Source organism: Pseudoalteromonas sp. 0303 (assembly GCF_013349995.1).
Lineage (GTDB): Bacteria > Pseudomonadota > Gammaproteobacteria > Enterobacterales > Alteromonadaceae > Pseudoalteromonas.
The window spans coordinates 42387-67846 of record NZ_JABVXF010000019.1; the positions used below are offsets into that span (position 1 = coordinate 42387).

At 38.0% G+C, this 25460-nt stretch carries 18 protein-coding genes; 8 read left to right on the top strand and 10 right to left on the bottom strand.

What is annotated here, in order from left to right; translation table 11 throughout:
* The first annotated feature begins 58 nt into the window (after positions 1–58).
* Complete coding sequence (locus tag HUS62_RS13390; protein ID WP_175079933.1) at positions 59–940, top strand: LysR family transcriptional regulator; 882 nt, start codon at positions 59–61, stop codon at positions 938–940.
* Here the strand turns inward: HUS62_RS13390 and HUS62_RS13395 are convergent.
* Positions 935–1510 (bottom strand): DJ-1/PfpI family protein, encoded by a 576-nt coding sequence (locus tag HUS62_RS13395; RefSeq protein ID WP_175079934.1) that lies wholly within the window; start codon positions 1508–1510, stop codon positions 935–937. The genes HUS62_RS13390 and HUS62_RS13395 overlap by 6 nt on opposite strands.
* Positions 1511–1636: 126 nt before the next feature.
* On the opposite strand from HUS62_RS13395, the gene HUS62_RS13400 reads away from it, so the two are divergent.
* Entirely contained in the window at positions 1637–2341 is a 705-nt protein-coding gene (locus HUS62_RS13400) for a hypothetical protein (RefSeq protein ID WP_175079935.1), read from the top strand.
* A 38-nt stretch (positions 2342–2379) separates the two neighbouring features.
* Here HUS62_RS13400 and rmuC read toward each other — a convergent pair whose 3' ends face one another.
* The 4 genes from rmuC to HUS62_RS13420 all read right to left on the bottom strand — a co-directional run bounded on the left by rmuC (position 2380) and on the right by HUS62_RS13420 (position 9850).
* The gene (gene rmuC, locus HUS62_RS13405) at positions 2380–3846 is read right to left on the bottom strand and encodes a DNA recombination protein RmuC (protein ID WP_175079936.1); all 1467 of its coding nucleotides are present in this window, start codon (positions 3844–3846) and stop codon (positions 2380–2382) included.
* Between the two features lie 229 nt (positions 3847–4075).
* The gene (locus HUS62_RS13410; protein WP_175079937.1) at positions 4076–7219 is read right to left on the bottom strand and encodes a DEAD/DEAH box helicase; all 3144 of its coding nucleotides are present in this window, start codon (positions 7217–7219) and stop codon (positions 4076–4078) included.
* Positions 7220–7634: 415 nt separating this feature from the next.
* The gene (locus tag HUS62_RS13415; RefSeq protein ID WP_175079938.1) at positions 7635–8597 is read right to left on the bottom strand and encodes a transcriptional regulator; all 963 of its coding nucleotides are present in this window, start codon (positions 8595–8597) and stop codon (positions 7635–7637) included.
* Between the two features lie 14 nt (positions 8598–8611).
* Positions 8612–9850, bottom strand: a complete 1239-nt coding sequence (locus HUS62_RS13420) for an AAA family ATPase (RefSeq protein WP_175079939.1) — start codon at positions 9848–9850, stop codon at positions 8612–8614.
* A 769-nt stretch (positions 9851–10619) separates the two neighbouring features.
* Here HUS62_RS13420 and HUS62_RS13425 point away from each other — a divergent pair.
* Positions 10620–11834 carry a hypothetical protein gene (locus tag HUS62_RS13425; RefSeq protein WP_054563104.1) on the top strand — a complete coding sequence of 405 codons (1215 nt, stop codon included), beginning with the start codon at positions 10620–10622 and terminating at the stop codon, positions 11832–11834.
* A 58-nt stretch (positions 11835–11892) separates the two neighbouring features.
* Here the strand turns inward: HUS62_RS13425 and HUS62_RS13430 are convergent, their stop codons facing one another.
* A complete protein-coding gene (locus HUS62_RS13430) occupies positions 11893–12768 on the bottom strand; it encodes a DNA replication terminus site-binding protein (protein ID WP_175079940.1) in 876 nt (291 codons plus the stop codon).
* Positions 12769–13202: 434 nt separating this feature from the next.
* Between HUS62_RS13430 and HUS62_RS13435 the strand changes: the two genes are divergently transcribed.
* Entirely contained in the window at positions 13203–14552 is a 1350-nt protein-coding gene (locus HUS62_RS13435) for a class II 3-deoxy-7-phosphoheptulonate synthase (protein ID WP_054563102.1), read from the top strand.
* Between the two features lie 62 nt (positions 14553–14614).
* On the opposite strand, the gene HUS62_RS13440 is transcribed toward HUS62_RS13435, so the two are convergent.
* Positions 14615–15424, bottom strand: coding sequence for a pyruvate, water dikinase regulatory protein (locus HUS62_RS13440; protein WP_058584340.1), 810 nt, complete (start codon positions 15422–15424; stop codon positions 14615–14617).
* A 152-nt stretch (positions 15425–15576) separates the two neighbouring features.
* Here HUS62_RS13440 and ppsA point away from each other — a divergent pair, with 152 nt between their 5' ends.
* Positions 15577–17952 carry a phosphoenolpyruvate synthase gene (gene ppsA, locus HUS62_RS13445; protein WP_175079941.1) on the top strand — a complete coding sequence of 792 codons (2376 nt, stop codon included), beginning with the start codon at positions 15577–15579 and terminating at the stop codon, positions 17950–17952.
* Positions 17953–18226: 274 nt separating this feature from the next.
* Here the strand turns inward: ppsA and HUS62_RS13450 are convergent, their stop codons facing one another.
* Positions 18227–18436 (bottom strand): PGPGW domain-containing protein, encoded by a 210-nt coding sequence (locus tag HUS62_RS13450; protein ID WP_175079942.1) that lies wholly within the window; start codon positions 18434–18436, stop codon positions 18227–18229.
* Positions 18437–18583: 147 nt separating this feature from the next.
* Here HUS62_RS13450 and HUS62_RS13455 point away from each other — a divergent pair, with 147 nt between their 5' ends.
* Complete coding sequence (locus tag HUS62_RS13455; protein WP_175079943.1) at positions 18584–21628, top strand: FAD-binding and (Fe-S)-binding domain-containing protein; 3045 nt, start codon at positions 18584–18586, stop codon at positions 21626–21628.
* 36 nt (positions 21629–21664) lie between these two features.
* Here the strand turns inward: HUS62_RS13455 and HUS62_RS13460 are convergent, their stop codons facing one another.
* Both HUS62_RS13460 and HUS62_RS13465 read right to left on the bottom strand, forming a co-directional pair.
* The gene (locus HUS62_RS13460; RefSeq protein ID WP_175079944.1) at positions 21665–22852 is read right to left on the bottom strand and encodes a sodium:proton antiporter; all 1188 of its coding nucleotides are present in this window, start codon (positions 22850–22852) and stop codon (positions 21665–21667) included.
* The gene (locus HUS62_RS13465; RefSeq protein WP_175079945.1) at positions 22852–24063 is read right to left on the bottom strand and encodes a tyrosine-type recombinase/integrase; all 1212 of its coding nucleotides are present in this window, start codon (positions 24061–24063) and stop codon (positions 22852–22854) included. Before HUS62_RS13465 ends, HUS62_RS13460 begins: the two co-directional genes overlap by 1 nt.
* A gap of 134 nt (positions 24064–24197) precedes the next feature.
* On the opposite strand from HUS62_RS13465, the gene HUS62_RS13470 reads away from it, so the two are divergent.
* A complete protein-coding gene (locus HUS62_RS13470; RefSeq protein WP_175079946.1) occupies positions 24198–24761 on the top strand; it encodes a YSC84-related protein in 564 nt (187 codons plus the stop codon).
* Positions 24762–25131: 370 nt separating this feature from the next.
* Positions 25132–25440, top strand: a complete 309-nt coding sequence (locus HUS62_RS23510; RefSeq protein WP_175079947.1) for an excalibur calcium-binding domain-containing protein — start codon at positions 25132–25134, stop codon at positions 25438–25440.
* The last annotated feature ends 20 nt before the right edge of the window (positions 25441–25460 follow it).

The window sequence follows — 25460 nt, forward strand, 5'->3', positions numbered from 1 at the left end:
AATTGCAAAAATGCTAAAAATAGCAAGATAAACAAACTATGATTGCATAAATGAGAACATGATTGACGATATTGCTCTATTCATACAGATTGCTAAACAAGGCGGCCTAAGTAATGCGGCTGAGAGCTTGTCGTTGCCTACCGCAACTGTATCGAGACGCTTGCAACGACTTGAGCAACGCCTAGGCGAGCAGCTTTTAAATCGCTCAGCAAGGCAATGCACGTTAACACAAGCAGGAGAGGTATATTTTCAAAGTTATGTTGAATTAATTGAGCAGTTTGAACAAACTCACCGCCAGCTTAATGATCAAAAAGCACAATTATCAGGAAAGCTTAAAGTTTTAGCACCTCTGAATATTAGTCATGGTTTCTTAAAGCCGATGTGGCTCGCATTTACTAAACAGTACCCTGATATTCAACTTGAGTTATTGCTTAATAATCAACTTGAAGATCTCAGAAAAAGCCAAGCTGATATAGCAATAAGAGTCGGGCCGCAGGCTGATTCTATGCTCCATCAAAAAAAGTTAGGCAGTGCTGATACATTATTTGTAAGCACTAAAGCATACCTTAATTCGGCACCTGCCATAGAAGAGCCTGCAGATTTAAAACAGCATAGGTTAATTGGTACCACGTTGAGAAATAAATGGCAGCTAACTAATACACAAACAAATGCAACTCATACTCACATGTGCCGCTTTGCTAGTACTTTTAACGATACTGGATTTGTAAAATACTTAGTTTGTGATGAGCAAGGTATCGCTTTGTTACCTCGGTTTGAGGTTATCGATGAATTAAAATCTCAGCAGCTAGTTCAGGTACTGCCACACTGGCGAGGAGAAAACCGCGACATTTATGCCATCTGGCCAAGCGCACGTTTACTGAGTAAAAAGGCTGCCTGCTTAAAACAGTTTATAACTGACTACATGGCTGAGAAATTATAACGTCTGCCATTTATATTCCATCTGTTTGGCGGTCAGTAGGGCGTGTTCGTAACTAATAATTTCAGCGACTAACGCTAGGCTCATATCAATGCCTGCAGAAATTCCCCCAGAGCTGGTAAACTTACCGTCGGTGACCCAACGAGTATCTGCAATCACATTGAGCTTAGAAAACCTAGCAGCCAGCTCAGGTTGATCTTGCCAATGAGTCGTGACATTTTTACCGTTCAAAAGCCCTGTTTTGGCAAGTAAAAACGCCCCCGTACAAACTGAGGTAACACGCTTGGTGTTAGTGGCTGTGTGTTTTAACCAAGTAATAACCTCTGCTTTTTCTAGCTCTCGTGTATGGTCGCCACCAACCACAACAAGGAGATCAAGCGAAGGGCAGTCAGCAAAGCTGTAATGGGGGTTTACACTATAACCACCGCGGGCTAGTACAGGACTATCACTTTCGGCAATTAAACTCACTTGCCAATCATTATTCGCTAGGCGCTTAGCAGTACTAAACACCTCAAACGAACCTGAGAAATCGAGTACTTCGGCATCATCATAGATGTAAATTCCAATATTCATACAATTGTTCCTATTATGTGAATTTATTTCTCAAGTAAAAAAACGTACTATGCCATTTTTGCAGTTCGTTAATGACATATTATTAAATTGCGCACTGTATACAAACAAAACTTCAAGGCATTGTTAATGCGTTTTTTATTTTTATTGAGCGTGCTGCTGGTTGGTTGTAAAACAACACAGCAAAGCGTTGCTGAAATTAGTGAAGTATCGCCGGGCACTATTTATTTTCAGGGCGAAACATCAAAGCAAAATGTTGAAAAGTTCGAACAGTTATTAGTAAGTAGCGATCAACAAATCAACACCTTGGTTATTAATAGCCAAGGTGGTGATGTGATGGCTGGTTTACATTTAGGTGGCTTAGTTCATGAATATCAACTCGATGTTGTGGTACACGAGCTTTGTGCATCGTCTTGTGCCAACTATGTACTTACCGCAAGCCCACATGTCCTCGTTGAAGAGCAAGCCGTTATCGGCTGGCATGGGGGCTCATTACAGCCATTATACGTGCCCATGGAGCAACCGCCTGAGGTCGCTAGCTATATAGCAAAATGGCAAGCCGCAGAGCGACAATTCTTCGATATCATTAATGTTGAACAGGCGGTTACTATCATAGGTATGATGCCTGGTATTACAGAGAAACGTGATTCTGCTATTTATAGTTACGACGCCCAAACCCTGAAGCGTTTAGGGTTACATATTGAGTTTGCTGGTGCGCAAACAGGGAAGTCAGCAAGTGGCGAAAAAATCGCGCAGGTATTCGAACTTGAAGAGTCTGTACTTAACCACTTTTTAATGCTCAACGATATCGTTTCAGCCGAACTTATTAACTAATAAAAAGCCAACATGACGTTGGCTTTTTTGTATCGCATTTAATCTAACTCTAATTGGGCTTTTTCAACAGTTTCCGCGGGTAACTCTTTTTGAACAGAAACCCCCAACTCTTTGAACTCAGAGGCCTGCTTAATCAAGTTTCCTTTACCGCGGTACAGCTGAGAAAACGCTTTATCATAGCTTTCTTTGGCGCGGTCTAACTGCTTACCAACCCCTTCCATACTGGTTAGGAAACCATTGAGCTTGTTGTAAAAACGCTCAGCACGGGCGGCAAGCTCTTTTGAGTGTTTAGTTTGCTCTTCAAAACGCCACAATTGTTTTACGATGTTCAAGCTAGTCAATAAGGTCGTTGGAGTTGCAACTAAGATATTTTTTTCGATTGCTTGCTGATAAATATCACCCTGGTACTTAAGCGCTTCAACAAATGCAGACTCTATGGGTACAAACATGATCACCACTTCGGGGGAGTTAATACCTGGTAATCTGTCGTAGGCTTTGCTTGCTAACTCGTTTATACGTGATTGCACCGCCGTGACATGCTCTTTAAGCGCTTGCTGCGCTTCAAGCTCTGTATCGGCATTTACATAGCGTGTATACGCGTTTAAAGAGGTTTTAGCATCGATAACTAAATGACGTTGCTGAGGTAAATACACCACAACATCTGGGCGTAGACGGCCATCTTCTGTGTTAAACGATACTTCTCGCTGATAATCAACTCCAGCACGCAGCCCTGCGCTGTCTAGTACATTTTCAAGCATTAACTCCCCCCAATTACCTTGGGTTTTCTTTTGCCCTTGTAATGCGGTGCTCAGCCTATCAGCTTGTTCGGTGATAGCTTGGCTTTTAGCCTGTAAATGCAACAACTCAGTTTTTAGTGCTGCACGCTGCTTTAGATCTTCAACGTGGATCAATTCCATCTTATCGCGAAAGCCTTTTAGCTCTCCCTGAACCGGTTTTAAAAGTTGCTCAATACTTTCTTGGTTTAAGGTTTTAAAACGTTGCGATTTTTCTTCAAGGATTTGATTAGCGAGGTTTTCAAACTCTTTTTTGAGTTGCTCTTTGCTTTCTTTGATATGACTAAGCTGCTCTTTAAAATGCAGTTCTTTTTGTTCTATAGTGCTTCTTAAGGTACTTAAATCAACATCGCGCTGATTAAGTGCAGCTTTAGTATCAGCAAGCTCAGCTTCAACTTGACGCCAAAACTGGTTGTATTGTTGTGCTTGCTTTTCTTGTTCAACAAAGCGGGTTTTAAAGTGTTGAGACTCATCACGTTGTTCAGCGTAATCTTGCTGTAACTGCGAAAGCGTAAGTTGGCTTTGTTCAAGTTGCAGCTGCTTTTGTTCTAAATGATTTTGTTGGATTTGCTGACTATTTTGCAGTTCGGTTAATTCATTTTTTAAGCGGCTTTTTTGTAAGGCAAAAATAACACCACTTGCAACAGCACCTACAGCAGCACCAAGCACACCACTTTGCCAATTAATCTGTGCAATCAGCTCTGTAATCATAACGAAAACTCAATAACTTAAAGACACATCATCATAACTAATTAGTGCTCAGCAGAGTAGGGGGTTTAGGCATAAAAAAAGCCAGCTCAAAGTGAGCTGGCTCTAACATTACTAAAATTTAGTAACCAAATGGGAAATCAACATAATGCTTATGTAAACTGCAATTTAACAACAAGCATAATAATAGACGCCCCAAAATTTGATTAGTTCAAAAAAACTTTAAAATAATTTAATTTTTTATCAGAGCAAGCATTTGCTCTTCATCAAATTGAGTGAAACTCATTGATTTTTCGGTAAATAATGCATCAACAAGGGCTTGCTTATGCTGCTGCATTTTAAATACTTTTTGTTCAATTGAGTTAGCCATAATCAATTTATAAACAAAAACAGGGTTAGTTTGGCCAATACGGTAGGCACGATCTGTCGCTTGTTTCTCAACAGCAGGATTCCACCAAGGATCAAAATGAATCACAGTATCAGCTTGAGTTAGGTTTAGCCCTGTACCACCGGCTTTAAGGCTAATTAAGAATACGGATGTATCACCTTGAGTAAACTCTTCGATAACACGGTCGCGGTGTCTTGTTTGCCCGGTAAGCATACTAAAACTGATGCCTAATTCATTTAATCGCTCTGCTATGACATCAAGTGCCATGGTGAATTGACTGAATATAATCACCTTACGACCTTCGCTAAGCATGATAGGCAAATGCTTAGATAACCATTCAAGTTTAGCGCTGCCAGCCTGTGAACTAGGGTCGATCAATTTTGGATGACAGCAGATTTGTCTGAGCTTTAATAATGCATCTAAAAAGGCTAGCTTACTTTTTTGCACACCTTGCTGTGCAAATAGGTCAACTAATTTCTGCTCTAAAGATTCAGTTATACCGGTGTAAATTTCCTTTTGTTTGCTCTCAAATTCAAACTCTTTAACTAGCTCTGTCTTCTCTGGGAGCTCTTGTGTTACCTGTGCTTTAGTGCGACGCAAGATAAATGGCATAATCAACGACTTAAGTTCATCAGCTCGGGCAACGTCGTTATCACGCTCAATAGGCGTTTGAAAATAGCTCTTAAAATGTGCTTGCGAACCAAGTAAAGAAGGCATTGCAAAGTCGAGCAAAGATTTAAGCTCAAATAAGTTATTTTCGATAGGCGTGCCGCTTAAGCAGAGCTTAAAGTCTGCATTAAGGCGCTTAACCAAGCGTGAAACCTGCGCAGCGTCGTTTTTAATATATTGCGCTTCATCAAGAATGATGTTTTCAAAATATAGTGGCGAATAAAAGGCAATGTCACGCTTCAACAGTGGGTAAGTTGTTAAAATACAATCTGCTTGCGACAACTGTTGTAATTGGTCGCTGCGCGCAGCACCGAAGACGGTGGTAATTTTTAAGTTACTCGCAAATTTATTAATTTCACTTTGCCAGTTACCAACCAAGCTGGTTGGGCAAACAATTAACGTGGGGCCTGCTTGTGGTGATTGCTTGGCATTAGCTAAAAAGGCAATAACTTGTAGGGTTTTACCTAGCCCCATGTCATCAGCCAAAATACCACCAAGCTGGTGACGTTTTAAAAAGTTAAGCCAATCAACACCGTGTTGTTGATACTCACGCAATTGCACACCCTGGTTTAAGCCTTGAATATCGGACTTTTTAATAAGCTGTTGTGAGCTATTTAATTCAGATAGATAAGCATCTAGAGCATCGTCAACAATATTAACCTTAATTGCTTTTTGCTCGATGAGCTTAGGCAAAAACGACAAAGGCATTAAGATTTCGTCACGGGTTTTAATATGCTCAAAACGTTCACGATAATCATTAAGCTGCATCATCGCGGCCTTTTCAACCACAGCAAAGCGTTTTCCTACAGTAAAGTAATAAAAGCGCTCACTTTGTCGATTAAGCGATTGATAAGTATTGTTATCAGTGACAAACAACTGTTGAGTTTTAACACCAGAGATCACGATTTTACTAACTATCTGATGACCTTTACCACGCTCAACTTGCAGTGAAAGTTGTTTAAGGACTTTGCCGACTGCTAACTCATCATTAATTTTCCAACCGCGTTTTAATAAGTTTGGAATTATTTCAAACTTTAACCAATGCTCATGAATAACTGATTGTTTATTAAAGATAAACTCAGTTTGTAAAGCCCCTTTACATAATTCAAAGCCAAGGTTAGTTAACTCATTTACAACGGTGTTTTCTAATGACTGGTTTAATATATCAGCTGGCGCCTGGCTTAAATCATACAAAGAGTTTTGATAATTAAACTGCAATCCTAAGCGGATTGTGCCCTCGTCATTATTAATACTGATGACAGGGAATACAGTTCGAGCTAGGCTGTTTTTGCTTTCCTTAAATGCATGAGGGATCACACCTTCACCAAAATTATCATTGAGCTGTTGATAAACGCGGTCAAAGTTCTCTGTGTGAATAGCAGGCATATTGGCAAGTAACGCTATTTCATCAGCCGTTAACGGAGTACGAATTCGGCCTACTTTTAGCTTTTCAGGGTCAAGGTAAGTAGGGGGGGTTGTTTTTAACAATAACCAATTATCTTGGCCAGCAAGCGTCATGCTCAATGACGTTAAATCTTTGTTTTGTTTCCAATCAAACTCTAACGCTTGCATACTGTCAGCTTTAATTGCTTGGCGCGAACGGCCTAAAAACAAACGCTGGGTGGCAATTAATTGCTGTAGTGCTGCAAAGCCCCATTGACCTTTAAGCTCTAGTTTACCAAGGGCATTTTGAGAACGGATCCAGCTATATAACCGAAAATCCGATTCTAATAAATCAGTAGGGGTTACAAAACTATTTAATTGCTGCTCGGTAAGGTTACGACCAAGAGTATAGTTATGCTCAGCGTCATAATTAGCTATTTTAGGAGTAAGGGTTACAACAGATTTCTCTACATCAAGAACAAATAATAAAACCTGTTTGGCATTGTCATTAGCAACTTGCTTAAGGGTTTTTAGCTCACTAAACCAATCGTTAATAATGTAGTCTTCACCGTAGTCACCTGAATGTTCAATTTTGAGTTTTAGGAGCACAGCTGCAATATGACGGCATTTAGTTTTAGAGCCACAAGTACAATGCGAATCGACCGAAAAACCACTTGGTAATTTACTGATCTCAATATGCTGAGTAAAGGTATTTCCTTCGTTACCAAACATAGATGCATCAATAACGCTAAAATCACTGTTATGTTCTAACCAGTTGATTTGGCCGTTCTGGTGATACTCTTTTGCTTTACTTAACACATGCGGCTTAAATAGCTGTTTGATGAAGCGCTCAGACAGAGGAAACTGAGTTTCTTGCTCTTGTTTGATTTCTTCAAAGATAGCTAATAAGTCATTTTTGGATAAGTTAGCAGACATAACGCTTTTGGCAGTAAAAACAAAAAATAATTCTGCCAGTATATGATCTATCGGCCCAGAGCTAAAGCACTATTGAGCAATATTGGACTGGTTGGAGCTGATAACTTAGTAAAAACCTGCTTTAAAATAAAATCAAAGCTGAAAACTGACATGCTGAGCATTTAACAAACAACAATCGCACAAGATATAAACAGGTTAATAACAAGGCAGGGGCTTTACAGATCAATTTTTTACTAAGCAATCTAATTATGTAACGAAAAGCCCTGTAAAGGGGTTATTAGTTGGTAAAAAACTGATCTGAGAGTGTAATAAGTACCAATTTCACTGGTAATAGATCAATATTTTACTAACAAAAGGAAGGGGAAGATCACGCTTTTACTAACAGTAAAAGCGTGAGAGATCATTCTTTTACTAACTAATTAAAGCTATTTAATAGCTTAGTTAGCTGCTCTAAGCGTTTGTCTGTCATCACTTTATTATCGATTTTCACAGATAAATCACCGCTTTTGATGTTACGTTGTACGCTGACAAACTCACTATCAATAAGGGCTTCACGACGGCGTGGCGCTGCAGGCTCAGCAGTTAATAGCTTGGTAATTGCAAGAGCACGTTTATCATCACTGCTAATTTGCGCTATTTCGCTATCACTACTTACGTCATTTACAAGCTTGGTAAACAACTGCTCATCACGCTCTTTGGCACTAATAAGCTTTTTAGCTACTTCACGGCCAACATGATTCGCTGTTGGGTAAAGACTTAAAACCTCAGAAGGTAGGTTCTCATACGCTTTGATAGCATCAGCAATAGCAGTGTGTGATACACCTTCAATTGCCGCAATTTCACGATAAGAACCTTTTTTACCCTCAGCAATAAGCTCATCACGGGTCTGTTGATATGCTTGACCTAGCTCCCATAGACTTGGGGCAATGTATTGATCAGATGATACAGCAAGAATTTTAGCATCTTGATCTGTGAAATCTTCAGAGCTTAAAACTAAGTAATCAGAGTTACTTAAGATACATGCTTTACGACGACGAGAGCCTGCTAATACAAGCATTTCGTCACCTTTATCCCAACATAGGGCAGGGTGCTGATTACGGCCGTCTTCGGCAATTGCAGGAAGGATATCGGCAACTGACTTTTCATTTAGTAATGATTGTACACGGCGGTTTTTACCATAGACCTTTGTTTTAGCTTCAATTTCTGAGCTTGGAATAACCTTACACACCAAAGTAATTTGACGTGTAGGATCGCTTGGAGCTGGCATACTGATAACATCACCAGCTGAAGCTTGCTCTAGCAAAGCATCTAAACTGCTACTTTCGATAGACGTTGAAAAAGGGTCTAAGCTGGTATCGTTTTTACGTTTTTTAGCCATTTTTATTAATTACCTTACTTAGCTGTATTTAGAGACGATTGAGTTGACTGCCAATTAGAACGGATCAGCATTTCAAGTTCATCTACAACATCTTTGATATTTTCTTGCGCACGAAGTAATGACTCACGACTAGCTAAGCTATCTGACGTTTTTTGATCAAAAATGGTATTAAAAGAAGATGAGCTGGCGGTAATTGCCGAGCTATGATTGATTGGGTAACTCATTACTTGACGACCAAATGCACTACGAACATCTTTAACGATGTCGCGCTGTGAATGGTTCCCTTTAACATAGTTAGTTACTAAGAACTGCATGAAGTCCCAACCTTGGTGGCCAAGCGCAGCAACTGTATGGTAAATCTCGCCTAATCGCTTTAAGTATTTATTGTTTGCATCAAAGTCTACAGCTTCAGGATGAACAGGAATAAGCATCGATGTAGAAGCCATTAATGCATTATAAAACATAAAGTTAAGTGATGGAGCTGTATCAATTAGAATAATATCAAATTGATCTTTTACCGGTTCAATAACTTTTTCGAGCAATTTATGATAGTGACGAGTTTTATCATAACTAGAGCTATCTTTTAATAAAGTTGCTGTTTCATGCTCGAAGTAAAAATCATCCATACCAGAAGGCAAAATACGAATATTAGGTATATGGGTAGGTAAGAAAGAGTTTGATACTAATTCATCCCAGGTTTCATTTTCATCGAGTTCAATACAGTCACGCATTAAGTCACCCACAGTAATTGGGTCTGGCTCACTTGGTGGGAAAAAGCTTGATGAAGAACCTTGTGGATCAAGGTCAATAATACCAATTCTGTAACGTTTAATATTGGTAGTAGCAAGTGCAGCGGCAATATTTACCATGCTGGTAGTTTTACCACAACCACCTTTTAACGAGTTAATAACGATAACTTGTAATTTATCATCAATTGTACGGTGATCAGGCTTAATATCCATGATATCAGCCATAGCAAAAATATTTACCAAGGTATAAGCGTAGTGGCCATTTGCACCACGTTTGATATCAAGTGCATCAAAGTCACCATTATCATGACGTCGTTTTAAGGTACGATTATTACAACCTAATAAGTCAGCGGCTGCTTTTTGCGTATAAGTACGAAGTTCTTTTTCTTCAGACTTTAAATGGGCACGATAATGTTGAATACGTCCTTCTAGCGATTTTTCAGCAACTTCTGCTGTCGCTTTTAGTAACCTATAAGTGGCTAGCGCATTATTATTGATAGACATACTTTCTTCCTCAAAGTTATGCTTTAAGTATAATGTCCATTCAAATTGCTGTAAACAAGTATTTAAGGCGACATACCTTTTATTTATAAGACATTTAATAAAAATTTGTAACTTTACTGATACTAAGTATAAATAAGTAAGTTTAATATCGGTTAAGTATATAGGTATATAAGGTTAAGATGCTAAAATAGTGAAGTATATGACTGATTTTATTAAATATTTAGTAAAAAGCCAGATCGTGTTTTTACTTGGTAAAGATCAGATCTTTAATGACTTGCAGATCAGCCAATTACTAAGCAAAAAATGAGCTTTCGACTTATGCACAGCTTAACCACTGCTTTACTCACAAAAATAGTGGTGTAGATCAACTTTTTACTAACTAAATTATAAAGTTATGCACCGAGAGCATGACTAAAATGCACAATAAGTTGGTATGGATCTGATCTATAGTTGGTACAGATCAGATCTATGCTAACTTAAGAGCTGTTTATCCACATGGAGTTTTAAAAAACCGATTTATGTCGTGTTAAATCGCTTTAAAAAGGTGATTAACAGGACATAATCTGAACTGAGTTAGTAAAATCGCGACCTATCAACTATAACTTAGTAAAAATCTGATCTGAAAATCAGCAATTAAGAAACAGTTAGTATAAAACTGATCCGAAGAAATTAATTATGATCGGATCAAGTTTATACTAACTTAAACATTTAACTTTTGAAGTTTTATGTGTTGTTATTAACTGTCGAAGAAAAATTGGAAATAAGAACAATGAGCCGAAAGGTCAACATCTCGGTAGATAACTTACCCGATACATTACGCGGGCAGATCCACGGGGTGGAAAGTGCAATAGATAATGAAAGTCTTGCACTATTTACAGACAACAAAGATGTGCGTGTTTCAATTGAAAATGCTGCACATGGTTTGAGAGCTTACTCAAATACATTTAATCATTATGATCTATGGGGACGATTTGTCCGTTCTGGTCATAAGAAGCTTCCGGTTGAAGAAGCACCAAAGAAAACCATCGTTACACGAAAAATCTCTGAAAAAGTAGACGGCATTCTATATGATGGTGAAATCAAAATTACACCTGCGGTAGTAAGCACAAGAAAAGATGGTGAAGATGTTGAATATCTTGTTTGGCCATCTGATCGTGAAGAAAAGGTCGAACGTGCCTTAATTCGATTAGCCTCTAAAGGTAAAATTGTAAAAATCAATTTTAAGTCTGGTATTCAATACGCAGTTGTTTTTTCAATGAATGAATTAGCGCAAGAGCTGAAAGCTGTTGGTCAGTCGATGCCTTATCCGCAAATCAAAGAATCATTAGAAGCATTACAAGGTTCTAAACTTTCTTTTAAATATTCAGCAACAGATACGCGCAACTCGGATATTGATGACTCATTTTACGAATCGAACATGAACTTTTTATCGTCACTTCATTTTAGTGGTAAGAAAGGTCAGGGTGGTAACGTAAAATGTGTAGCTTGTTTAAATGCCTTCGTTCATAACATGATCGATAACCTTGAATACAAAGGTTACTATTTTAATAGTGCTCAAGAATTAAAACGTGGTTTATCTCGTTGGATGATGCTTCGTTTATATCATTTATGGCGTTATGCGGCACCGGGTAAGACTTACCATTTTAGACTATTATCGATAATGGAAAAATATGGCTCTATTTATTCAACAGACGAAATTACCGAGAATAAATTAAAAGCTTTGCGTCGTGATATGACTACGACAATGAAAGACTTAATTGAGAAAGGTGCAATATCTGAATATAACATTACCAATGTCAAAGATGACAAAACGGGTAATATTATTGATTACACATATGAGATGCATCCATCTGATCAATTTTGTGATGAGATTCTTACGCTTAATAAGCATAACAAACGAATCGAAATTCAAGGTGGTAAGCGCATTGTTGAAAATGCTGTTTTAATCGATGAAGATAAAATTGAAGAAATAGTAGAAGACTAAATTTTTAAATACTGCTAACTATAAAGGAAAGGCCACATATGTGGCCTTTTTAACATAATCAATCTGTAACTTGTTCTAAGTAAAGTCTATCAACTAAGAAATCATATTCTCTTTTTCGAGGATGACTTTCTGGTTTTTGGTAATCAGATAATGTACCAAGTTTTACATCTGGTTCTGGGTTTATCAAAATAAAAGGTAAAGCAGCACTAACATGATATCGGTTTTGAGCTGTATACCTTACATTAACTTGTGGACTAACTCTTGTAGGTCTACGAATTCGTAATTTTTCTTTTTCACCTAAACTTGCAACACGACTTTGCTCTTGTGCAACTAGCGCTTGCCAAGAGTGTTGGTCGATCATTCTTGGATTAGAATAACTAGCCGATTTATCGAGCATTGCTAAGGCCATTTTTTTTGTCAGCGTTTTAGTTGCGTGTTTGTGCATCCAAGTAAAACGAACAGAGTAGGGCGATTCAGTTTCAAAATGGATCTTACGATATGCAGCAAGTGTAATGAGATTAGGCACAGCATTATGAACCGCTTCAAATCGCGCATCATTATTATCGATAGCTATTACACTATTTTTAAAATCAGCTTTGGCTTTATTTAACTGATTTATCCTTGCAATGAAATGTTGCTTATCGACATCTTTTAAAACTAATAAACCTGGATGTCTTTTTAATACTCGACTACTTAATCCTGTCTTTTTATAAAAATCACCAAAGGAATTTAGAATTAACTTATGAGCATCATCGCCTTCAATTTTTTGTACACTAATTGAAGAAGGGACTTTCTTTTCGTCGTTTATATCGATATCTGGCAATTGATAATATAATGCCTTATGAAAACCCACTTCCTTTAATTCTTCACAAAACAAATGAGTTAACTCACTTACTAAATCAAACTGACTGCGTATTTCTAACTTGGAACTCATAGGAACACATCTTACTTAAAGTTAATTTAATTCTAACCTTATCCCATGATTACTTAAAGTTAAATTTTCTTTATTGCTGACCTAATAATTAAGCTGAATTGCGTATGATGTGTTCTCTACATTGTTTGCTAGTACAACTTTTGAATTTGATCAATGAAAACGTAAAAAAGGATTTTTTTCACATGTAAAGCTGAGGTTACACTATGGCTTGATTAAGGTAAGATGTGTTCTTCTGTGGTGCGTCAACGAAAACTTCGTGAAACAGGTGTAACTAACTGGTTTATAACAATAAAATCATGGAGTTCTAATTGTTAATATCGAAACTGTTTATCAAATAGCGAAATAATCATAAATAGCTGAATATTGTCCTTGAACTTAGTACGTGCAATAAGTTAGTTTTCGTTAACGGTCTATGTTAGGAATGAGGAAAGAACATGCAATCGTGGAACCCAGACAGCTGGAGAAAACTGCCGATACTTCAGCAGCCAGAGTACCCAGATCAAGAAGCCCTTAAATCTGTTGAAGGGCAATTAAAAAGCGCACCACCTTTGGTATTTGCCGAAGAGACGCGTAGCTTATACAAACAACTAGAAGCTGTATGCGAAGGTAGAGCCTTCTTATTACAGGGTGGTGATTGTGCAGAGTCATTTAGTGACTTTAATGCCGCAAATATCCGCGATACATTTAAAACCCTTTTACAAATGGCCGTTGTTTTAACTTATGGTGGTAAATGCCCTGTAGTTAAAATTGCACGTATGGCAGGTCAGTACGCTAAGCCTCGCTCATCAGATTACGAAACAATCGATGGTGTTTCATTACCTTCGTACCGTGGTGATATCATCAATAATTTTGAATTCACAGAGCAAGCACGTGTACCTGATCCACAGCGATTGATGACGGCTTATCATCACAGTGCTGCAACGCTGAATTTATTACGCGCATTCGCTCAAGGTGGTTTAGCCGATTTACATCAAGTAAACCGCTGGAACATGGGCTTCGTTGCTGCAAATCCGCTTAAAGAGAAATACCAACAGCTAGCTGACAGAATTCAAGATGCGCTTGAATTTATGGAAGTGTGTGGTATCGACTCAACCGTTGCACCGAGCTTAAAAGAAACAGACTTATTTACATCACACGAAGCGTTGTTATTAGGCTATGAAGAAGCACTAACACGCCGTGACCACTTATCAGGTGATTGGTACGATTGTTCTGCACACTTTGTTTGGATTGGTGAACGTACACGTCAACTTGATCATGCACACATCGAATTTTTTAAAGGTATTAAAAACCCAATTGGTGTGAAGGTTGGCCCAGGCATGGACCCAGATGAGCTAATCAAACTTATTGATGCAGTTAACCCAGATAACATTCCAGGTCGCTTAACGTTAATTACACGAATGGGTGCTGATGTTCTTCCAGAGAAACTACCGGCACTAGTACGTAAAGTACAACAAGAAGGCCGTAAAGTTATTTGGAGCTCAGATCCAATGCATGGTAATACAGAGAAAGCGAGCTCAGGTTATAAAACACGTAGCTTTAATAATATTCTTCGTGAAATTAGCCAGTTCTTCGCAGTACACAAAGCTGAAGGTTCATACCCTGGTGGTGTTCACCTTGAAATGACTGGCCAGCACGTGACTGAATGTACTGGGGGTGCGTATGGATTATCTGATGAAGATTTAGCACAACGCTACCGCACACAGTGCGACCCACGTTTAAATGCGGATCAAGTTTTAGAACTAGGTTTCTTAGTTGCTGATTTATTAAAAGACGCACGTAAGTAACACTAAGTTATTAAAAAAAGGCTGCACATTGCAGCCTTTTTTAATGTCCGATACTAAATAGGTTAGTACTTACGTCTTTCAAGTCCAGTATCAGATATAATCTTTGCAGAAATTTCTTCTACTGAATGATGAGTTGAATTTAAAAATTGAATCTTCTGCTTTTTATAAAGCATTTCTACTTCACGTACTTCGATACGACATTGTTTTAAAGACGCATATTTTGAATTGGCCATACGTCGCTGGCGAATATCGGCAAGGCGAACAGGGTCAATCGTTAAACCAAAAAGTTTATGTTTGTAAGCTTTTAAACACTCAGGCAGGGTGCCTCTTTCTAGATCATCTTCTGTTAGCGGGTAATTGGCTGCTTTAATGCCATACTGTAATGCCAAGTATAAACTAGTAGGTGTTTTACCGCTTCGGCTAACACCCACTAAAATAATGTCGGCTTCAGAGTAGTTTTTAATGTTAGCGCCATCATCATTGGTCAACGCATAGTTAACAGCATCAATACGAAAATCATAACTTTTCTCGTGCATTGAATGCGTTCTATGAACCTTCGGTACTGGCGCAACTTTTAACTCTTGAGAAATTTTATCACTGTATTGTGATAAAAAGTCATAACACACCGCGCAAGACGATTTAATAATTTCACTTAGCTCGTGGTTTACAAAAGTGAAGAACACGAGTGGCTGTTCACCATCACGTTGCGCTGTTGAATTAATTAAGTTCTTAACTTCAATTGCTTTTTTTTCTGTTTCAACAAAAGGAATTGTTTTGTGATTAAACTCAACAGGAAACATAGATAAGGTCGCATGACCAAACACTTCAGAGGTGATTGCTGTTCCATCAGAAATATAAAATGCAGTTCTCATATTTAACCTTTTTATTACCTTTATCTGCAAAATAGGGGCTTCACGGTTTACGTGAGGTCTGTTGCCAGTGTAGAATGACTAAGACCTTTTTAGAAGGTTTTCTTTCTTAACTCTCACAGTTAGTACTACAATTTGTTTATGGAGAAAGATCCGTGCAAGAATACGTTCTCTGGTATCAAGAGCTTGGTATGCAAGATGTTCCTCGTGTTGGCGGTAAAAACGCTTCACTAGGTGAAATGATCTCAAACCTAGCTAACGCTGGTGTTCAAGTGCCAGGTGGTTTCGCTACAACCGCTGATGCATTCAATGAGTTTCTAGAGCAATCTGGTTTAAACTCAAAAATCCACGATATTTTAGACACATTGGATGTGGATGATGTAAATACACTCGCTAAAGTCGGTGCCGAAATCCGCCAATGGATTATCGATACACCATTCCAACCAAACCTAGACCAAGCCATCCGCGACGCATATAACCAACTACACGGCGACGCATCACAAGATGTTTCATTTGCAGTTCGCTCATCTGCTACAGCAGAAGACATGCCAGACGCTTCATTCGCAGGACAACAAGAAACGTTTTTAAACGTACGTGGTATTGATGCAGTAATGACTGCTATCAAACACGTGTTTGCCTCACTATTTAATGATCGCGCTATTTCTTACCGTGTTCACCAAGGTTATGACCACCGTGGTGTTGCATTATCAGCTGGCATCCAACGCATGGTTCGTTCAGATAAAGCAGCTTCAGGTGTTATGTTCAGTATTGATACTGAATCTGGCTTTGAAGATGTTGTATTTGTCACTTCAAGCTATGGTCTTGGTGAAATGGTTGTACAGGGTGCTGTAAACCCAGATGAATTTTATGTTCATAAACCAACGCTTGCTAACGGTAAACCTTCAGTAGTTCGCCGTAATATTGGTTCAAAAGCAATCCAAATGATTTACTCTGCGGATGAATCACATGGTAAGCAAGTAGAAATTGTTGACGTAGATTCGTCACTTTCAAACAAATTCTCAATCACAGATGCTGAAGTTCAAGAACTTGCAAAGCAAGCTGTGATCATCGAAAAGCACTACGGTCGTCCAATGGACATCGAGTGGGCAAAAGACGGCAGCGACGGTAAACTTTACATCGTTCAAGCACGTCCAGAAACAGTTCGTTCAAACGAAGACGCTAACGTTATGGAGCGTTTCCAATTAAATGGTACAAGCACTGTTGTTGCTGAAGGCCGTGCAATTGGTCACAAGATTGGTTCAGGTACAGTACGCGTACTAGATTCAATTGATGAAATGGACAAAGTACAACAAGGTGACATTCTAGTTACTGACATGACTGACCCAGACTGGGAGCCAATCATGAAACGTGCCGCTGCGATTGTTACAAACCGTGGCGGTCGTACTTGTCACGCGGCAATCATTGCACGTGAATTAGGTATTCCTGCAGTTGTTGGTTGTGGTAATGCAACTGATTTAATTAAAGCAGGCCAAGATGTAACTGTATCGTGTGCCGAAGGTGACACAGGTTATATCTACGAAGGTATTTTAGATTACGAAGTACTTACTTCACGTGTTGATGAAATGCCAGAGTTACCAATGAAAGTTATGATGAACGTAGGTAACCCTGATCGTGCATTTGACTTTGCACGCTTACCTCATGCAGGTGTTGGCCTTGCGCGTGTTGAATTCGTAATCAACCGTATGATTGGTGTTCACCCTAAAGCACTTCTTAACTTTGATGCTCAATCTGACGAGCTAAAAGCTGAAATCTCAGAAATGATGGCAGGTTATGAATCACCTGTAGAATTCTATATTTCTAAGCTTGTTGAAGGTATTGCAACACTAGGTTGTGCGTTTGCACCTGAGCGTGTCATTGTTCGTATGTCTGACTTTAAGTCAAACGAATATGGAAACCTTGTTGGCGGCCAACAATATGAGCCGGAAGAAGAAAACCCAATGATTGGTTTCCGTGGTGCAGCACGTTATATCTCTGAAGATTTCCGTGACTGTTTCGCGTTAGAGTGTGAAGCGATTAAACGTGTTCGCAACGAAATGGGTATGACTAATATTGAAATCATGATCCCATTTGTTCGTACGCTTGAAGAAGGTAAGCGCGTTATTGAATTACTAGAAGAACATGGCCTTAAACGTGGCGAAAATGGTCTGAAAGTAATCATGATGTGTGAATTACCATCAAACGCGTTACTTGCAGATGAGTTCTTAGAATATTTTGATGGTTTCTCTATCGGTTCAAACGACTTAACTCAGTTAACATTAGGTCTTGACCGTGACTCAGGTTTAATTGCGCATCTATTTGATGAGCGTAACCCTGCAATCAAGAAACTATTATCAATGGCTATTCAAACTGCTAAAGCAAAAGGCAAATACGTAGGTATTTGTGGTCAAGGTCCTTCAGATCATGAAGACTTTGCAGCTTGGTTAGTTGAGCAGGGCATTGATTCTGTTTCTCTGAACCCAGATACAGTATTAGAAACTTGGTTATATCTTGCTAAGAAATTAGCCGACTAAGTACTTTATTTAACTAAAATAAAGATTCTAATATAAAAAATGCCAGCACTTAGCTGGCATTTTTGTTACTTCGATGGGTGTGTTGACCTTCTAGTTCTTTCTAGGGGCGATTAACTCTTTGTTACCTACATGGATGTAGGTAAGGAGCGTGAGCAGGACGCGGTAGCTTTGCTCGATTTTTACTTAGCCCACTAGGTTTCAAATCTCGCGCCGCGATTAAATCGCCCCTAGAGTGAACAAAGTCTAATCTACAAAGGGCAACACGCCCTTTAAATCAGCGAGCAAGTTTTTTATCGATATAAGCACATGACTTAGTCAGAGCCTTTTGGCACACGGTTAAATAATCACGCGCTTTAGGATAATAAAAAGATAAACAGAAAAGCCCTGCAATAAAGAAGATCAGCGACGGTCCGGGAATAATGACAAAAACTAAACCCAATAACATGCACAAGGCACCTAAACTGATTAATGCAATTTTTTTCATCTGACTATCTCATTTGCTGCTTTAATAAACAGTATAAAAGTATTGCCCCTCAAATCGATAAAAAGAGTGTTACAAACTGTAAAATCTTCAATTTATCTTAGCTATTAGCATGATATAATTTGCAAAATGCCTTAATTTATCACCGTCATGATAGCAACAATAAGCCAACAACAAGCCGCCACAGAACTCGTATCTAATTACTTAGAAACAATTAAAAAACAAGGTTTTAGTGGTGATACCGATGCAAGCTTTTCTACACGTTTAAGTTTATCGACCGATAACAGCGTTTACCAACAGGTACCTCAAGGTGTCATCTTTCCAAAGTCAGCAAAAGACATACAACTTGCTATGCAAATTGCTTCACGTGATCCTTTTTTATCACTGACTTTTGGTCCACGCGGTGGCGGTACGGGTACTAATGGCCAATCGCTAACACCCGGTATAGTTGTTGATTTATCACGTTATATGCGTGAAATCTTAGAAATCAATGTCGAAGAAAACTGGGTACGCGTGCAGACGGGTGTAATAAAGGATCAATTAAATGACTTTTTACGCCCTTATGGTTTTTTCTTTGCACCCGATTTATCAACAAGTAACCGAGCAACAATCGGTGGCATGATAAATACAGATGCCTCTGGTCAAGGCTCTTTGGTTTATGGCAAAACCAGTGATCACGTTTTAGGCCTAACAACTTATCTTGTTGATGGCACTGAAATGTCAACAACCCCTATACCTATTGAAAAAGCTAAAGTAATTGCTGAACAAAACACGACTGTAGGTAAATTATATAAAACAGTTATCGATATTGGCCTTGAAAACCGTGATGCTATTTTAGAAAAATTCCCACGTTTAAACCGTTTTCTAACCGGTTACGATTTAGAACATATTTTTTCTGATGATTTACAAACCTTTGATATGAGCCGATTAATTACTGGTTCCGAAGGTTCTTTAGGTATTGTTACAGAAGCGAAACTTAACATTACGCCAATTGCAGAATTTAAAACATTAATAAATATTAAATACGATAGCTTTGATTCTGCACTTCGTCATTCACCATTTCTAGTTGCAGCAAATGCAACTTCTGTAGAAACAGTCGATAGCAAAGTACTTAACCTTGCTCGAGAAGATATCATTTGGCATTCAGTATCGGACTTAATAACCGATGTTGAAAACAAAGATATGCAAGGGCTCAACATGGTTGAGTTTAATGCAGTTTCACCTGAAGATATTAAAGATAAAGTAGACACTCTCTGTAAGCTACTCGATGAATGTGTTGCAAAACAAACTAATGGGGTGATCGGTTATCAGTTAACGAATGACAAAGCTGATATTTTAAAAATTTATGCAATGCGTAAAAAATCAGTAGGCCTTTTAGGTAATGTAAAAGGCAGTCAAAAACCGTTAGCTTTTGCTGAAGATACTGCAGTACCTCCAGAAAACCTAGCAGATTTTATAGTCGAGTTTCGTGAACTTCTCGATAACCACAACCTACAATATGGTATGTTCGGTCATGTTGATGCCGGCGTATTACACGTAAGACCTGCACTAGATATGTGTGACCCTGAGCAAGAAAAATTACTTCGTCATATTTCAGATGAAGTCGTTAAACTGACTGCCAAATATGGCGGCTTGATGTGGGGTGAGCACGGCAAAGGATATCGAAGTGAATATGGCCCTGAATTTTTCGGCGAGCATTTATTTACACAACTTCGAAAAATCAAAGCGGCATTTGATCCAAATAACAGAGTAAACCCAGGTAAAATCTGTACGCCAATTGAAAGTAAAGACTCACTCGTTTCTGTTGATGATCAAAAGCGTGCCTGGTTCGACAATGAAATTTCTATCGATGTTAAAACAGAATTTAATAACGCGATGACCTGTAATGGTAATGGCCTGTGTTTTAACTACGATGAAAAATCACCAATGTGTCCATCTTATAAAGTAACAGGTGACCGCCGTTATTCACCTAAAGGTCGCGCAAGTTTAATGCGCGAATGGTTGCGACTTCAAGAGTCTGAAAATATAGATTTACTCAATGTCGAAAAAGAATTAGTTAATGGCGAAGTAATCACTTGGTGGGAACGCTATCAACATAGTCGCGATAAGAAAAAAGGTGTTTATGATTTCTCTCACGAAGTGAAAGAATCAATGGATGAATGTTTAGCTTGTAAAGCATGTACAACTGCATGCCCAATAAAAGTTGATGTACCAACATTCCGTTCACGCTTTTTAAATTTCTACCACAGTTATTATGCTCGTCCTGCTAAAGATTACTTAGTTGCAGGCATCGAACAAACTGTGCCGGTGATGGCAAAGTTTGCTAAAGTGGTAAATCCAATTGTAAATACAAAGCTTGTTTCAGGTTTAATTAAAAATACCATTGGTTATGTTGATACGCCAAGCTTAAGCGTACCGCAACTTTCTAAACGTATTTCTAAAGATCAGCAATTTAATTTTGAATTACTTAACTCGCTTTCAAAAGAACAACAAGCAGAGTATGTACTAATAGTTCAAGATCCATTCACTAGTTTTTACGAAGCTGAATTAGTCGAAAGCTTTATTAAAGTGATTAAAGCGCTAGGCAAAAAACCGATGCTATTACCGTTTAAACCAAATGGTAAAGCTCAGCATGTAAAAGGTTTTTTAAATGAATTTAAAACAACAGCAAAAAATGCAGCTGAGTTTTTAAATTCACTGAGTGAAATCAACGCGCCTTTAGTTGGGCTCGATGCATCTTTGGTTATGTGTTACAGAGATGAGTATGTCTCAATATTAAAAGATCAGCGTGGTGACTTTAAAGTTGAATTAGCTCATGAATGGCTTCAAACGCAAAACTTTAAACAAGTTACTCTTGCCACTACAACGAGTTCGCCATTTAAATTATTAAGTCATTGTACTGAAACAACAGCAATGCCGAATGCTTCTAAAGTTTGGCAAACCATTTTTGCTGATCTAAATTTACAACTCGAAACTACCAGTACGGGTTGTTGTGGTATGGCAGGAACATACGGCCACGAAAAGCAAAACCAAGAAAATTCACGGGCTCTTTATGAAATGAGTTGGCAACCAATTATTTCTAATAATGAGCCTGAAACTATTTTAGCAACTGGCTTTTCTTGTCGTAGCCAAGTGAAGCGCTATGAAAAATTTAAGCCAAAGCATCCACTGCAATTAATTGCAGAGCTACTTTAAGTTGTAAAAATAAAAAAGGCGCTCAACGCGCCTTTTTTATTGGTAACTTTTTGCGATGGGCTTGGTACTCATGCCATGAATGAACACACTAAATAAAATGGTTGTTAATGTTACTGTGGCAATTTGTTCTTTGTTTGCAATTGCTGTATCCATAACCATTAAAGTGAAAACGATAGACGCCAAACCTCGAGGACCAAACCACGCAAAAGTAAGCTTGTCTTTAAAATTTAGATTAGTAAACATAAGTGAAAGTAGTACCGGCACAATTCTAAAAATCGTAACACTTAATAACGCATAAAAAACAATTGGCCAGGTAATATCATTCACAATTAAGTGACCACATACAAAACCAAATAAACACCAAATAAGTAGGGCAACGAATTCAGCGATATGCTCTGAGTCTTTAACTAATGTTATACGAATTTTTTTGGGTGCTAAGTAATCAAATAAAAGTCCCGCAACAAAAACAGCTATAAAACCACTGCCATGTAAATTTTGTGTTAAAGAGAAAATGGCCATCACTAAACCAATCAATAAAAATGGACTGCTATTATTTGCAAAGTAATGACGTGCTAATGCAATTTTTAAAAGTGGAATAAATACTGCCATCGACACACCTGCAATAACCAGTGCAACACCTAACTCTCTTGTAAAAACAAGTAAAGTATCAATTGTCGTTACAGCACTTTCTGGATTTTGAGCTAATAAAAGTAAAACTAAAAAGATGGGTACGCAAAGGCCATCGTTCAAACCACTTTCCGTATTGATTCCTTCGCGAACTTTTTCTGGTACCGATGTACATTCTAAAATTCCTTTGCTAAGCGCAGCATCCGTTGGTGTTAAAATAATCGCGATCAAGGCAGATTGAAAAAGTGATAACTCCGAAAAGAAAAACAATCCACCGGCAACACCTAACAGTAATGTCATCGGCAAAGCCACAAAAAGTAGCAGGCTAGGGTACTGATAACTATGTTTTAATACGGGGAGTTTTGATTTTGCTGCATCGGTAAATAAAAAAATACTTAAGGTTAATTCAACCAAAGGTAAAATGTCGCTGAGTCCGGCTTCGCCTAACTTAAACTCACTCGGCAAAAAGTAAGACATTGCAATTCCGACCAACACAAAAAACATCGGCCCAGTAATTTCTGTTCGCTCTAATTGCCGAATCGTCAGTGAGTAAAATAATAAAGCTAAACCGACTAACGCCAGTATTGTATATTCCATTAAACTTTCCTTTTTATTCCAGACTTTGCACGTTCTTTTATATTTGTTTGAATATAAATTTGATCCGTCGTAGCGATTTTTGCATGACCTAAATCTTCAGATAAATGTTTTAGCGGTCTTGTTTGAGCATCGTGTGTTGCACCGGTATGCCTTAACCAATGAGCAGTCGCCGCTTCAAGTTGTTCCGCATCATCTTTAAAGCCGTCTTTTAAGAGAGACTGTTTTGCTAAGTCAAAACTTTGTTGTACCAAACGACGAATTTGTCGAACAGTCATTCCCCCTTTACCACGAATTTTGTGAACAAGCGGCTCAGCTTCATCAACACGGGGCAGGGCAGGTAAACCACGGTAAAGCCTATAACGTTTTAGATAAGATATAAAATCTTCACTTAAGGTAACATCGCGTAATTTGTTACCTTTACCCATAATTCTTAAAAACCAAAAACCATCATTATCTTGCCAAAAATGTGACATAACCGGCGACCACTGAGGGCGCTCGGATAACTCAGAAATTCGTAGATACAATCCTTTTAAGCAAGCGAGAGTAAATAAATTTCTTTCTAAATCAGGTTGTTGCTCACATAAATCTCGAGTAACGCCAAATACATACTCCCATTGAATATCACTGAGTGTATCGGGGATTTTAATTTGCGATTGCACAACTAAGTAAGGGCTATTCTTTTTAACAACCGGTACAAAGTTAGCAAAGGTTTTTTCTTCTAAAATTGCGAACTTATAAAAAACATTGAGTGCTGTAAACATAGCTGCGAGTGTTTGTTGGCTAGCAATATTTTCTTTATTGATGAAAGGGCGCCAATTTGTATTTAGTCGTCTTATGCCTTGTTCATCTTTATAACGCCATTGCACTGAATTTGATAACCAGGCTGAATCTGGTTCAACCATAAAATCAACATAAGCTTCAATATCGTCACGTTTTAGATCAAATACCGATTTTTCAGCAACCAACCACGACCATAAACAAAAACGCTCAAGCTCATTTCGAAAACGATTAAATGTGGCTTCTGATTTTCGGCCATACACATATAAAAACTGATAAAGAAAAACTAAGTCATTTTTTGATTCAGCAACAGTCAATCCAACTTGATGTATAAAGTTATCAAGTTCTGGATATTCTGTTGCAAGAGTATCATCTTCAAGATGGGCAATTTGGTAACGCAGTTGTTTTAGTGTATCGACGAGAGCAACGAGCATAATGATGTAATATCTTGTAAAATAGCTAGTTATAAGATTACCATAAAGTCCGATACTGTCTAGTATTGGACTTAATATATCTTTAGTATTTGCAACATTAACTAGATTGCCATACTAATATTCAAGGAATATGTATGAAAAAGTTTATCGCTATTAGTTTAGTTTTAATCACTTCAATTTTAACCGGTTGTGCTACAACAGGCAGTGCATCTCCCGATGAAAAACGTGCTTTAGTACAAAGCATGAAAAACAATACATTAAGTGAGCTTTACACTCAAAAACCTGATGTTAAACAACAAATTGCTAACTCTGCTGGTTATGCGGTTTTTGATAATGCCAATGTAAATGTTGTTTTAGCCAGTTTTGGCGGTGGCTATGGTGTTGTTAAAAACAACCTAACCGGTAAATCAACTTTCATGAATATGGGTGAAGCGGGTTTAGGTCTAGGTTTAGGTGTTAAAGACTTTAATGTTGTGATGGTCTTTCATAACCAAGCAGCAGTAAATCGCTTTATTGAACATGGTTGGGCATTCGGAGGAAATGCAGATGCAGCAGCAAAATATGAAGATAAAGGTGGCGCTTTAGTTGCCGAAGCAATTGCAGACCAAGTAACTGTTTACTCTTTAACCGAAAATGGCCTTGCGTTACAAGCGGTACTGAAAGGCACTAAGTTTTGGGTAGATTCTGAGCTAAATTAAGCTATTTAAAACCCTTCTAAAAGTGGGCTAGTTAGCAACTTAACTCCCACTTTTAATTATTTCACTCTATTTAACATAACGTAATTTATGGGCATTTGTTACATTTTAATCTTTAGGTATAGGCTATTAAATTGTCTAGTTTTCTAAATTGATATTTCTAATGATTTAATACTTAAAACTGCTGTTCATTTCAAACTTTTTATTTATCTACGCTATCAGAAATTTCGTATTTAATTCATAAGCCACTAATTTTACTTAATATTATTTCTTCACCTTATTATAGTAAGACTTTCGGGTTGGCCCATAAGGCTTAGGCTTCAATCCCGCTCACGATTCACATTAGTCTAAACAATAATAACAAGGATTCATCATGAGGAAGTTTTTTCTAATCATAATCATAGCTTATTTTTCATGGGAATATTATGCAGTTAACTATGGAGAAACAACGATTAAAGAAACAGTACAGTCACAAATTATTACTCCATTAAAAACCCGATTTGAAAAAAGGGAATCAAACAGGCTTTCTTCTGATAAATTTAAATATGAATGTGACGGCAGACAATATTGTGAGCAAATGAATTCACTGAGTGAAGCTAATTTTTTTATTAAAAATTGTCCTAATACACAATTGGATCGAGATTATGATGGCAAGCCTTGCGAGACGGATCCTAGATTTTAAATGATAACTGCGGCACTAAG

Coding starts and splice junctions, on each gene's coding strand:
- HUS62_RS13470 (WP_175079946.1), top strand. CDS start 24,198: ATGAAAAAGTTTATCGCTATTAGTTTAGTTTTAATCACTTCAATTTTA.
- HUS62_RS13450 (WP_175079942.1), bottom strand. CDS start 18,436: ATGAAAAAAATTGCATTAATCAGTTTAGGTGCCTTGTGCATGTTATTG.
- HUS62_RS13430 (WP_175079940.1), bottom strand. CDS start 12,768: ATGAGTTCCAAGTTAGAAATACGCAGTCAGTTTGATTTAGTAAGTGAG.
- HUS62_RS13440 (WP_058584340.1), bottom strand. CDS start 15,424: ATGAGAACTGCATTTTATATTTCTGATGGAACAGCAATCACCTCTGAA.
- HUS62_RS13420 (WP_175079939.1), bottom strand. CDS start 9,850: ATGTCTATCAATAATAATGCGCTAGCCACTTATAGGTTACTAAAAGCG.
- HUS62_RS13410 (WP_175079937.1), bottom strand. CDS start 7,219: ATGTCTGCTAACTTATCCAAAAATGACTTATTAGCTATCTTTGAAGAA.
- HUS62_RS13460 (WP_175079944.1), bottom strand. CDS start 22,852: ATGGAATATACAATACTGGCGTTAGTCGGTTTAGCTTTATTATTTTAC.
- HUS62_RS13455 (WP_175079943.1), top strand. CDS start 18,584: ATGATAGCAACAATAAGCCAACAACAAGCCGCCACAGAACTCGTATCT.
- HUS62_RS23510 (WP_175079947.1), top strand. CDS start 25,132: ATGAGGAAGTTTTTTCTAATCATAATCATAGCTTATTTTTCATGGGAA.
- HUS62_RS13435 (WP_054563102.1), top strand. CDS start 13,203: ATGCAATCGTGGAACCCAGACAGCTGGAGAAAACTGCCGATACTTCAG.
- HUS62_RS13390 (WP_175079933.1), top strand. CDS start 59: ATGATTGACGATATTGCTCTATTCATACAGATTGCTAAACAAGGCGGC.
- HUS62_RS13415 (WP_175079938.1), bottom strand. CDS start 8,597: ATGGCTAAAAAACGTAAAAACGATACCAGCTTAGACCCTTTTTCAACG.
- HUS62_RS13465 (WP_175079945.1), bottom strand. CDS start 24,063: ATGCTCGTTGCTCTCGTCGATACACTAAAACAACTGCGTTACCAAATT.
- HUS62_RS13400 (WP_175079935.1), top strand. CDS start 1,637: ATGCGTTTTTTATTTTTATTGAGCGTGCTGCTGGTTGGTTGTAAAACA.
- rmuC (WP_175079936.1), bottom strand. CDS start 3,846: ATGATTACAGAGCTGATTGCACAGATTAATTGGCAAAGTGGTGTGCTT.
- HUS62_RS13395 (WP_175079934.1), bottom strand. CDS start 1,510: ATGAATATTGGAATTTACATCTATGATGATGCCGAAGTACTCGATTTC.
- HUS62_RS13425 (WP_054563104.1), top strand. CDS start 10,620: ATGAGCCGAAAGGTCAACATCTCGGTAGATAACTTACCCGATACATTA.